Origin of the sequence: Escherichia sp. MOD1-EC6021 (assembly GCF_002965245.1) — a bacterium.
In the GTDB taxonomy this organism is placed as follows: Bacteria; Pseudomonadota; Gammaproteobacteria; order Enterobacterales; family Enterobacteriaceae; genus Escherichia; species Escherichia coli_F.
Genome location: NZ_PTRU01000037.1, coordinates 21075 through 32556 on the forward strand (window position 1 = coordinate 21075; position 11482 = coordinate 32556).

At 45.1% G+C, this 11482-nt stretch carries 12 protein-coding genes, 1 tRNA gene and 1 pseudogene; 7 read left to right on the forward strand and 7 right to left on the reverse strand.

All coding sequences use genetic code 11. From position 1 onward, the window contains the following. Positions 1 to 16: 16 nt before the first annotated feature. From BEB54_RS24500 to ykfM, 3 genes and pseudogenes are all read left to right on the forward strand, one after another. Positions 17 to 499, forward strand: a complete 483-nt coding sequence (locus BEB54_RS24500) for an Hcp family type VI secretion system effector (protein ID WP_105277810.1) — start codon at positions 17 to 19, stop codon at positions 497 to 499. A gap of 42 nt (positions 500 to 541) precedes the next feature. Further along, a pseudogene (locus BEB54_RS24510) lies at positions 542 to 1455 on the forward strand (hypothetical protein). A 9-nt stretch (positions 1456 to 1464) separates the two neighbouring features. Then, on the forward strand, positions 1465 to 1932 hold the full coding sequence (ykfM, locus tag BEB54_RS24515) for a protein YkfM (protein WP_105277811.1): 468 nt from the start codon (positions 1465 to 1467) through the stop codon (positions 1930 to 1932). A 141-nt stretch (positions 1933 to 2073) separates the two neighbouring features. Here ykfM and BEB54_RS24520 read toward each other — a convergent pair whose 3' ends face one another. From BEB54_RS24520 to dnaQ, 3 genes are all read right to left on the reverse strand, one after another. After that, positions 2074 to 2859 carry a hypothetical protein gene (locus BEB54_RS24520; protein ID WP_105277812.1) on the reverse strand — a complete coding sequence of 262 codons (786 nt, stop codon included), beginning with the start codon at positions 2857 to 2859 and terminating at the stop codon, positions 2074 to 2076. A 326-nt stretch (positions 2860 to 3185) separates the two neighbouring features. Further along, positions 3186 to 3262: transfer RNA gene (locus BEB54_RS24525), tRNA-Asp, on the reverse strand. Positions 3263 to 3394: 132 nt separating this feature from the next. After that, positions 3395 to 4126, reverse strand: coding sequence for a DNA polymerase III subunit epsilon (dnaQ, locus tag BEB54_RS24535; RefSeq protein ID WP_001308374.1), 732 nt, complete (start codon positions 4124 to 4126; stop codon positions 3395 to 3397). 63 nt (positions 4127 to 4189) lie between these two features. On the opposite strand from dnaQ, the gene rnhA reads away from it, so the two are divergent. Continuing rightward, complete coding sequence (rnhA, locus tag BEB54_RS24540) at positions 4190 to 4657, forward strand: ribonuclease HI (RefSeq protein WP_000917883.1); 468 nt, start codon at positions 4190 to 4192, stop codon at positions 4655 to 4657. On the opposite strand, the gene BEB54_RS24545 is transcribed toward rnhA, so the two are convergent. After that, positions 4654 to 5376 (reverse strand): class I SAM-dependent methyltransferase, encoded by a 723-nt coding sequence (locus BEB54_RS24545; protein ID WP_001295200.1) that lies wholly within the window; start codon positions 5374 to 5376, stop codon positions 4654 to 4656. The genes rnhA and BEB54_RS24545 overlap by 4 nt on opposite strands. A 33-nt stretch (positions 5377 to 5409) precedes the next feature. On the opposite strand from BEB54_RS24545, the gene gloB reads away from it, so the two are divergent. After that, positions 5410 to 6165: a hydroxyacylglutathione hydrolase gene (gloB, locus tag BEB54_RS24550; RefSeq protein WP_001052715.1), complete on the forward strand. Its 756-nt coding sequence runs from the start codon at positions 5410 to 5412 to the stop codon at positions 6163 to 6165. Between the two features lie 71 nt (positions 6166 to 6236). Further along, positions 6237 to 7595 (forward strand): murein transglycosylase D, encoded by a 1359-nt coding sequence (gene mltD, locus BEB54_RS24555; protein ID WP_032183271.1) that lies wholly within the window; start codon positions 6237 to 6239, stop codon positions 7593 to 7595. Positions 7596 to 7641: 46 nt separating this feature from the next. Here mltD and BEB54_RS24560 read toward each other — a convergent pair whose 3' ends face one another. Beyond that, a complete protein-coding gene (locus BEB54_RS24560) occupies positions 7642 to 8412 on the reverse strand; it encodes a class I SAM-dependent methyltransferase (RefSeq protein ID WP_032183270.1) in 771 nt (256 codons plus the stop codon). Positions 8413 to 8488: 76 nt separating this feature from the next. Continuing rightward, a complete protein-coding gene (locus BEB54_RS24565) occupies positions 8489 to 9289 on the reverse strand; it encodes an endonuclease/exonuclease/phosphatase family protein (protein ID WP_001230983.1) in 801 nt (266 codons plus the stop codon). Between the two features lie 240 nt (positions 9290 to 9529). Here BEB54_RS24565 and yafC point away from each other — a divergent pair, with 240 nt between their 5' ends. Beyond that, entirely contained in the window at positions 9530 to 10444 is a 915-nt protein-coding gene (gene yafC, locus BEB54_RS24570; RefSeq protein WP_032183268.1) for a DNA-binding transcriptional regulator YafC, read from the forward strand. On the opposite strand, the gene dkgB is transcribed toward yafC, so the two are convergent. Continuing rightward, positions 10441 to 11244 carry a 2,5-didehydrogluconate reductase DkgB gene (dkgB, locus tag BEB54_RS24575; RefSeq protein ID WP_032183266.1) on the reverse strand — a complete coding sequence of 268 codons (804 nt, stop codon included), beginning with the start codon at positions 11242 to 11244 and terminating at the stop codon, positions 10441 to 10443. The genes yafC and dkgB overlap by 4 nt on opposite strands. Between the last annotated feature and the right edge of the window lie 238 nt (positions 11245 to 11482).

An 11482-nucleotide genomic window follows, 5' to 3' on the forward strand; every position in this document is an offset into this window, starting at 1 on the left:
ATTAAAGGAGATTATCATGGCAAATATGAGTTATTTATCTTTGAGTGGAGAGACACAAGGGCTGATTTCAGCGGGTTGCTCAACGCTTGATTCTGTCGGAAACAAAGCGCAGCCAGAACATAAAGATCAGATCATGGTTTATGCGTTAATGCATTCCATCTCAAGAAGTCAAAATGTCAATCATCATGAATTAATTATCACCAAACCGGTTGATAAATCCTCACCATTGCTGGCAAAAGCACTTAGTGACAATGAAAAAATGGTAACATGTGAATTTATACTCTACCGAACCAGTAAAGCGGGTATTTACCAGCCTTATTATAAAATAAATCTGTCAAAAGCCCGAATATCAAGTATTGATTTTGTCACACCGCATGCTGTCCTGGAAAAAGAACTGGAGCCACAGGAGAGAGTTGCCTTTATTTATGAAGATATTTCCTGGGAGCATACGTTAGCCGGTACGAATGCAATGAGTAAATGGCAGGATCGTGTACAGTAACATACTGTAATAACATAATAACTTACTATTACGGAGAGATAAATGGCTGGTTTAAGGAATAATAACAACACACAGAATGCACAGTGGGCTGATTATGTGGGTGACATTCTTCGGGGGTCTCAGCCGATAAACCAGCTAGTACCTCAGCACCCTTATCTTAACGACATCCCACTCATTGATGAGTTAAGGCGTCAGAACACTCATCATGTTATTCTTTTGACATTTGATGTTGCAAAAAAATACTCAGCCCAATAACATCATTTGATTACATTCATTTTATCACTACACATCCTTCAGGTATAAAAGATACACTAGCCTGGTTAGTTAACGTGGGTAAATTAATGACTGAGTTTGATGAAAATGGGAAAATTATATTTAACCTTAATACCTTAAAGTATACAAAAGCAAGTTACTTTGAAATACTTGGAGAGAAATATATAAAAATCACAACATCCAGCCCCTGGCTTTTAGAAAAGCTCGGTAAATATATTTTCTCTTCACGAGCGCCTCAAGTTCTGGAGCTCGCTATTGGCTGGCGAGGAGCTTTATCTGAATCAATAAAAGGAGTTAAGTTCTGTATCTGGTTTTCAGTAGCCTGGAGAACCATAGAATTTATTATGAGTTCAGAGCGAGATCTGGTTAATTTTCTTGGTGATTTTTCAATGGATGTGGCCAAAGCAGTGATTGCAGGCGGTGTTGCAACCGCTATTGGAAGCCTGGCTTCTTTTGCCTGTCTTAGTTTTGGCCTTCCAGTAATTCTTGTAGGAGGAGCAATTTTACTTACAGGGATAGTGTGTACAGTTGTTTTAAATGAAATCGATGCTCAATACCATTTATCAGAAAAATTAAAAGATGCAATTAGAGATGGACTAAAACAGCAACAGGAACTTGATAAATGGAAAAGGGAAAACATGACTCCATTTATGTATGTTCTTAACACCCCCCCCGTGATATGAGGATTAACTATGTGTTTACATGTTAAATTGAAAGAGTTTCTTTCGATGTTTTTTATAGCCATGTTATTTTTCCCTGCATTCAATGCTTCTTTGTTTTTTACCGGAATTAAACCTCTATACTCAATAATAAAAGGCTCCACGGAAATATTTTATGATTGGAGAATGTTGATTCTATTCTTCGGTTTCATATCGTTTTCCTTGTTAAATATTCATGTAATTTTACTAACGATAATAAAATCATTCTTAATAAAAAAAACAAAGGTAATCAATTTCGCCACAAACATAACAATACAGCTAACTCTTATATTTTTACTAATAGCTATCGTAATAGCACCTTTAATAGCTCCTTTTGTCACAGGATATGTCAATGCTAATTATCACCTCTGCGGTAATAACACGGGGATTTTCCCAGGAGCAATCTATATTAAAAATGGCATGGAATGTAATAATAATTATATTTCTCACAAGGAAGATTAAGCAGTTAAATATTATAAAACAAACAGTTTTTAACTCCGGATTCCATGTCCTTTTTTGCACTATCTTTGTCAGGAAAAAATTTCTTATGCAAAGAATTTTGTATTATTGCCGCCAGAAATCCCTGCCGGCAGATATAATTTATTATTGATAGCGGTTAACCAAATCTTTTACCATCGCTTTATAGGTCTTTTGCTTAAGTTGCATGATTTGCTGCTCTGTCATATCAGTCGTACTGGCTTCATTCTTGCCGGGCAATGGTGGAAGCACTTTATATTCATAATTCATCGGCGACCAGGCAGCCCACTCACCTGTAGCTACATCCACCAGCGTGAATCGCACCAGATAGCGCAGTGAGATTGTGTTAGTCAGTTTTTCATTTTTATAATCGGACCATACTGTTGATTTCAGCGCAGAGTCATATTTTCCTGTCTGCAACGTATCATGGTAAACAATAATCGCTTTCTGATGCCCTTTCGCAGCCACAAAACGCAATGCCTGCATCCAGTTTATATTTTCAGCACTGGCAACATCCTCGTTCTCATTTTTATCTTTATTTTTGTTACAAGTCAGAGGCTTTTGCCTGTCCGGGATACCAGAGAATGTGGAAACAGTATAATATTTTCTCATCTCCTCCTGCATAATGGTTTCCGGTGCGCGACTGCCAGACTGGACAAGTATTACGGGAGAATTGAGAGGCACACGAAACTCATCTCCTTCAAGCGCAGCCTGAATATCCTCCTCGGATACAGCCAGAGTGGTTTCATTACCGAATAAATCTTTGTCTGTCAGTTGCGGGGGAATGTTTTTATTAATATTATTTTGTGTAACTTGAGCTTTTTTCTTTTTTTCATCAATAGAAGATTGAGAGGCACATCCTACAAGCAGCGAGAATAATACACATATGCAACAAACCTTTTTTGAATTCATAATCGGACACTCCCTCGCCTGTCATAATGATTAGAATATTTAGCACTGATAACGGACTCTAATTATATACCCCACTTAAATAATAACAAACAAAATCAACATGAAATATACATTCATTTAATCAATATAAAATTATTCTCTAAAAATATATTTAAGTTGAATGGTTCGATATCATTATTGAATTTTAATAAATGAGACAACAAGCGAGAGTTACGCACTTACGCCAGAGTAAAATCATTGAACAGAGAAATAGCGGGATTTAAATGCAAAAAAACCGCAAAATTAAAAATCTTGCGGTTCTCTGAACTCATTTTCATGAGTGAATTTGGCGGAACGGACGGGACTCGAACCCGCGACCCCCTGCGTGACAGGCAGGTATTCTAACCGACTGAACTACCGCTCCGCGTAGTGTTCCGTTGGGAACGAGGCGAATATTACGGATTGCCTCACCCTTCGTCAATGGTTTTTCTCATCTTTTGAATCGTTTGCTGCAAAAATCGCCCAAGTCGCTATTTTTAGCGCCTTTTACAGGTATTTATGCCCGCCAAAGGCAGCTTCCGCCCTTTTTCTGCACCAGATCGAGACGGGCTTCATGTGCCGCAAGCTCTTCATCTGTCGCAAAAACAACGCGTAACTTACTTGCCTGACGCACAATGCGCTGAATTGTTGTTTCACCTTGTTGCTGTTGTGTCTCTCCTTCCATCGCAAAAGCCATCGACGTTTGACCACCAGTCATCGCCAGATAAACTTCCGCAAGGATCTGGGCATCGAGTAATGCCCCGTGCAGCGTTCGTTTACTGTTATCTATTTCGTAGCGGGCACATAACGCATCGAGGCTGTTGCGCTTACCGGGAAACATTTTCCTCGCCACCGCAAGGCTATCGGTGACCTTACAGAAGGTATTGGTCTTCGGAATATCGCGCTTAAGCAACGAAAACTCGTAGTCCATAAAGCCGATATCGAACGCTGCGTTATGGATCACCAACTCAGCGCCGCGAATATAGTCCATGAACTCATCGGCTACCTCGGCAAATGTGGGCTTATCGAGCAAAAACTCATCGGCAATACCATGTACGCCAAAGGCTTCTGGATCCACCAGCCGATCGGGTTTGAGATAAACGTGAAAGTTATTGCCCGTCAGGCGACGGTTCACCACTTCAACGGCACCAATCTCAATGATCTTGTGGCCTTCATAGTGCGCACCAATCTGGTTCATACCGGTGGTTTCAGTATCGAGAACGATCTGGCGTGTAATTGCAGTGCTCATAGCGGTCATTTATGTCAGACTTGTCGTTTTACAGTTGATTCAATTACAGGAAGTCTACCAGAGATGCTTAAACAGGTAGAAATTTTCACCGATGGTTCGTGTCTGGGTAATCCTGGACCCGGGGGTTACGGCGCTATTTTACGCTATCGCGGACGCGAGAAAACCTTTAGCGCTGGCTACACCCGCACCACCAACAACCGTATGGAGTTGATGGCCGCTATTGTCGCGCTGGAGGCGTTAAAAGAACATTGCGAAGTCATTTTGAGTACCGACAGCCAGTATGTCCGCCAGGGTATCACCCAGTGGATCCATAACTGGAAAAAACGTGGCTGGAAAACAGCAGACAAAAAACCAGTAAAAAATGTCGATCTCTGGCAACGTCTTGATGCTGCGCTGGGGCAGCATCAAATCAAATGGGAATGGGTTAAAGGCCATGCCGGACACCCGGAAAACGAACGTTGCGATGAACTGGCTCGTGCCGCAGCGATGAATCCCACACTGGAAGATACGGGCTATCAAGTCGAAGTTTAAGCCTGTGGTTTACGACATTGCCGGGTGGCTCCAACCGCCTGGCGAATTCGTGGCTTGTTTTTACTCTGTTTCATCGGATTTAGCGTTAAAGGAATAGTCCGTTTCCGGGCGACAATAAGTTGTAAGCAACCAAGCGCAGGAATATGCGCATTCAATAGTTTTCCACCGTGTTTGTTCCACGGGAGAACGTGGAAACGGCTGGCGTGTAACACTTCAAAATTCAACAAAGAGAGCCAGTCCAGCTGCCGCATCAGAGTAAACATCCGGCTATTATAGGGTGAGGTTTTTCGCAATACCGGCACAAGTTTGCGTAATCCCATTAAACTGATGGGATTGAAGCCGCTAATGACCAACCAACCATCATCAATCAATACCCGATCGGCTTCACGTAATAATCGATGCGGATCGGTGCACCACGGCAATGTATGTGCCAGTAGACAAACATCAACGGATTTATCGGCAAAAGGAAGATGAAGTGGGTCCGCCTGCACCTGGACAGGCATTCCTTGCGCAGAAACATTCACTTGATGAGAAACCGCGCACGCTTCGCAATTGATTTCTGCGCTTAAATTGCCAATCTTAAGCAGATGAAAACCATACATTTTAGTGAACCACGGGTTGAGCTGGCGCTCCAGCGCTTTGCGATAAAGCTCTCCCCAGGGCAAATCGCCCCAGCAATCAGGAGCCACGACAGTTTGAGGGACTCTTGCCGGTTTCATCACAACCTTCCGTTTCACACTGAGAGGTAATCTATGAATCTTAACAGTATTCCCGCCTTTGATGACAATTACATCTGGGTTTTGAATGATGAAGCAGGTCGCTGCCTGATTGTCGATCCCGGAGACGCAGAGCCAGTATTAAACGCCATTGCCGCCAATAACTGGCAACCGGAGGCCATATTTCTCACCCACCATCACCACGATCACGTTGGCGGCGTAAAAGAACTGGTGGAAAAGTTTCCGCAAATTGTGGTGTATGGTCCACAAGAGACACAAGATAAGGGAACAACACAGGTAGTCAAAGATGGCGAAACTGCCTTCGTTTTGGGGCATGAATTTAGTGTAATTGCTACGCCGGGTCACACTTTAGGACATATCTGTTACTTCAGTAAACCTTATCTATTTTGCGGCGACACACTGTTTTCTGGTGGTTGTGGTCGGTTGTTTGAAGGGACAGCATCACAAATGTATCAATCACTTAAAAAGTTAAGTGCGTTACCTGACGATACATTGGTATGTTGTGCTCATGAATATACGTTATCAAATATGAAGTTTGCTTTGAGTATTCTTCCGCACGATTTGTCCATAAATGATTATTATCGTAAAGTTAAGGAGTTACGGGCAAAAAATCAAATAACACTACCCGTAATTCTGAAAAATGAGCGGCAAATTAATGTTTTTTTAAGAACGGAAGATATTGATTTAATTAATGTAATTAATGAAGAAACATTATTGCAACAACCTGAAGAGCGTTTTGCATGGTTAAGGTCAAAGAAAGATAGGTTCTGATAAAACTTTCTTGTCATCGGCTCCGTTCGCCGTTATGATCGGTCGTCTTTTAAGCAACTATTGACACACACATGAAGGCAAAAGCGATATTACTCGCCTCTGTCCTGCTCGTGGGTTGCCAGAGTACCGGCAACGTTCAACAGCACGCACAGAGCCTTTCTGCAGCTGGTCAAGGGGAAGCAGCAAAGTTTACAAGTCAGGCACGATGGATGGACGATGGGACGTCTATCGCGCCAGATGGTGACTTGTGGGCTTTCATTGGCGACGAGCTAAAGATGGGAATTCCGGAAAATGACCGGATTCGCGAACAGAAACAGAAATATTTACGCAATAAGAGCTATCTCCACGATGTAACTTTACGGGCAGAGCCGTATATGTACTGGATAGCCGGGCAAGTTAAAAAACGTAACATGCCTATGGAACTGGTACTACTACCCATAGTGGAGAGCGCTTTTGATCCTCACGCGACGTCTGGCGCCAATGCCGCAGGTATTTGGCAGATCATTCCGAGCACGGGGCGCAATTATGGTTTGAAACAGACCCGCAATTATGACGCGCGTCGCGATGTTGTTGCTTCAACGACTGCCGCGCTGAACATGATGCAGCGTCTGAACAAGATGTTTGACGGCGACTGGCTTCTGACCGTAGCGGCTTATAACAGCGGCGAAGGTCGGGTCATGAAGGCAATTAAAACGAACAAAGCGCGTGGGAAATCCACGGACTTCTGGTCGTTACCGTTGCCGCAGGAAACGAAGCAGTACGTGCCTAAAATGCTGGCATTGAGTGATATTCTCAAAAACAGCAAGCGTTATGGTATACGTCTGCCAACGACTGATGAAAGCCGTGCTCTGGCGCGTGTGCACCTGAGCAGCCCGGTTGAAATGGCGAAGGTTGCAGATATGGCGGGGATTTCCGTCAGCAAGCTGAAGACATTCAACGCTGGCGTGAAAGGCTCCACGCTGGGCGCAAGTGGCCCGCAGTACGTGATGGTGCCAAAGAAGCATGCAGATCAACTGCGTGAATCTCTGGCTTCTGGCGAAATTGCTGCCGTACAGTCGACACTGGTTGCCGACAATACGCCGCTTAACAGCCGTGTTTACACCGTACGCTCTGGCGACACGCTTTCAAGCATCGCTTCACGTCTCGGCGTAAGCACCAAAGATTTGCAGCAGTGGAACAAACTGCGGGGATCTAAGCTGAAAGCAGGCCAAAGTTTGACGATTGGCGCAGGTAGTAGCGCACAGCGGTTGGCAAACAACAGCGATAGCATTACGTATCGTGTACGCAAAGGCGATTCGCTTTCAAGCATTGCTAAACGCCACGGCGTGAACATCAAAGATGTGATGCGCTGGAACAGCGACACTGCGAATCTGCAACCAGGCGATAAGCTGACGTTGTTTGTGAAAAACAACAACATGCCAGATTCCTGACAAACCAGATAATAAAAAGGCACCGATTCCCCCGGTGCCTTTTTATTTATGCTGCTTTATGTGCTTCTACCATGATGATATCACTGGTGAAAGAGCCATCATTCTGCAAGGCAAAATACGTTTTCACCTCTGTCGATGCGCTCTGTTGGTAAACGCGAATAGCGTCTACTAACGTTTCTGGCGTACGCATTCTCGCGACCCATGAAGAAAATTCCAGCGGTAACTTATCTGTAATTAAATTATCAACTATCAGATTGGCTTCATTGATTAACGTCAACCACTCACCGCTGGCGTAGTTTCGTACGTGTGAGGTATCGCGTAATGCTTCTGCCGTCTGTAACCAGATGTCGCGCACTGGGTGACCCGGAGACATTACGTCCATCACAATCAGCTTACCGCCAGGTTTCAATATCCGATTCACTTCACGCAGTGCTGCACCAACATCATGCCAGTGATGGGCAGAATAACGGCTGATAACAATATCAAATGCGTTATCGGCAAATGGCAGACTTTCGGCATAACCCTGGCGGGTAGTGATATTTTTCAGTTGCCGGGCTTCAGCAGCTTGTGCCACGACATCCAGCATTTGGGCAGATAAGTCATACGCCACCACCGCGCTAACGTTCTGCGCAGCGACAAAGCTGGCATGCCCTGCTCCGCAGCCCATATCAAGTACACTTGCATCAGGATAATCAGCCAGACGCACCGCCAGGCGCTGTAAATCTCGCCCGGATGCATGTACGGTACTGGTTAAATACTCACTGGCCTGCGAGCTAAACTGCTTTTCTACGTGGTCATGGTGGGATTGTGTTGTCATTGCGCTGTCCTTTTGTTATTTGATTAAAAAGGGCAGCGCCAAACGTTGGTCTGCCCTGTGGCAGACCTGACATACCTTATTTATCAGGCTTGCCGGGACTGAATTCAACGAGTAGCGGATTGTGATCGGAAGCGCGCGTAACCAGTACAGAAGCTTCGCTGACGTTCAGACCACGGTAGAAAACAAAATCGAGCGGGCGACCAAACGCCCGACGGCGCTGATCATCGGTAAAACGCACCTGGCGCAGCGACATTTCCCGCGCAAAGCGATATAACGCGTTCATCCTTCTACGGCTCCAGGCATTGAAATCTCCTGCCATAATGACCGGGCCGCTGTGGTGAGCTATCTGATCACCAATAGGAAGTAACTGCTTACTATAAACATCTACGCCCAGACTGAAGTTGACGGCGTGTATATTAACCACCATCAACAGGCGGGTGTCAGGTAATGGATAGACCGTCACCAGTGCCGACTTCGCCAGACGCAAAATGGGTTCTCGTTCACGTAACGGGCAGCAATACACTGGATGCGCCGCCGAAAGGGTCATTACGCCAGAAGGATGTTGTGGCAGTACGAAAGCGGGTACCTGATCGGCGGCAAGATAGTTAGCGGTCGCAAACTGTACTAACTCTGGCGTTGTCTGCGCTTCCTGCAATAACACCAGATGCGCATCTTTGCCGTAGTTCTTTAATACCGACAACCATTCAGCGCGTTGCTGTTTGTATATGTTCCACACCAGGATCCGAATACGCTCTTCAGTACTTAACGGTTCTCCGGGTGGTAATGCCTGGCCGATGCTCGCAAAAGACCCCGGCGGTAAGATCCTTTCCGCAGGTTGTCCGGCAACATAGCGCATGGCATAGGTGTTTTTTCGCACTTTTGACTTTGAAACCTCTATTACGTCAACCCTTCCGCACTCGGGAGGGTTCTACTGTTATAGGGATTTTAGCTCACTCTTTCAACGAGCAATTGTATATTGTTATGTAAGCAAGTGCTTACACCGGTCAGAAATTTGCTCATTATTGAGAACATTAAATCGGATGACATATCACGCATCCTGATGGTTTAATGACAAATAAATTCAAAATATCTCATCTATTTTGCAACAGGAGCAAAAATGAAAGCCACGTCGGAAGAACTCGCCATTTTTGTTTCGGTCGTCGAAAGCGGCAGCTTTAGCCGGGCAGCGGAACAATTAGGGCAAGCAAACTCAGCGGTAAGCCGGGCGGTGAAAAAGCTGGAGATGAAACTTGGCGTTAGCCTGCTTAATCGGACCACGCGGCAACTTAGCCTGACAGAAGAAGGCGAGCGTTATTTTCGCCGCGTACAGTCAATTTTGCAGGAGATGGCAGCGGCAGAATCAGAAATTATGGAGACGCGTAATACACCGCGTGGACTGTTACGGATCGATGCCGCAACTCCAGTGGTGCTGCACTTTCTGATGCCGTTAATTAAGCCTTTCCGTGAACGCTATCCGGAAGTTACTTTATCGCTAGTCTCCTCCGAAACGATTATTAATTTGATCGAAAGAAAAGTGGATGTCGCGATACGCGCTGGTACGTTAACGGATTCCAGCTTACGTGCCAGGCCATTGTTTAACAGTTATCGAAAAATTATCGCCTCCCCTGATTATATTGCCCGCTACGGCAAGCCAGAAACTATTGACGATTTAAAGCAACATGTTTGCCTGGGATTCACTGAACCCGCGTCTCTCAATACCTGGCCAATAGCCTGTAGTGATGGGCAATTACATGAAGTGCAGTACAGTTTGTCATCTAATAGTGGCGAAACGCTGAAACAGCTTTGCCTGAGTGGCAACGGGATTGCGTGTTTGTCCGACTATATGATCGACAGAGAAATCGCTCGCGGAGAATTGGTGGAGTTAATGGCAGACAAAGTGTTGCCAGTGGAAATGCCATTCAGTGCAGTCTATTACAGCGACCGTGCGGTAAGTACGCGCATCCGGGCTTTTATCGATTTCCTTAGCGAGCATGTAAAAACAGCTCCCAGAGGAGCTGTCAGAGAGGCTTAATCCCATTCAGGAGCCAGACCTTCCGGGCTAACCAGGCGGTCGTTGCAATCCAGTGCGGCGATCGCTTTTTTATCTTCGGCATCAAGCTGTAAATTTTGTGCCTTAAGATTACTCTCCAGGTTTTCACGTCTAGTAGAAGAAGGAATTACCGAGTAACCTTCCCCCATAGCCCACGCCAGAATCACTTTTGCCGGAGTCGCATTGTGTTTAGCTGCGATACGAGCAATAACCTCATTTTTCAGTGCCTTACCATAAGCCAGCGTCATATAGGAAGTAATATGGATGCCGTGCTGTTTAGCCCAATCAACCACTTTACGGTTTTGCAGATAAGGAGAGAGTTCAATCTGGTTAGTAGCGATGTTTTCAGCGCCAACAGCAGCAATCGCTTTTTCCATCAATGGGATCGTGAAGTTGGAAATACCGATCTCACGCGTCAGACCTTGTTTTTTCGCTTCCAGCAGCGCCTGCATAAACTCTTCAACAGAGACTTCATCGTTTGGTGACGGCCAGTGGATTAGCGTCAGATCAACATAATCGGTACGCAATTTTTGCAGGCTCTCTTTCAGACTTGGGGTCAATTTATCTTTGCTGAGATTTTCAATCCAGATTTTAGTGGTGATGTAGAGTTCATTACGTGGCACGCCACTTTCTGCAATCGCCTGACCTACTGCGGCTTCGTTATCATAGATTTGTGCGGTATCAATTGCGCGATAACCAAGTTCAAGCGCCGTTTTCACAGATGAAATAACAACGTCGTCTTTCAGACGAAAAGTACCTAAACCAAATGCAGGGATAGCCATAATATGCCTCTTTTAATGCTATGTTCGTTAACTGAGATGATTATGGACTTTAGACTGTTGCGGAAAAAGGGCATAAAATGCAGAGGATTTTTGCAATTATGGCAACAATAAACATACAGACGAAAAAAAACCTCGAGCGTTAACTCGAGGCTTCTTAATAAGTGGCGGAACGGACGGGACTCGAACCCGCGACCCCCTGCGTGACAGGCAGGTATTCTAACCGACTGAACTACCGCTC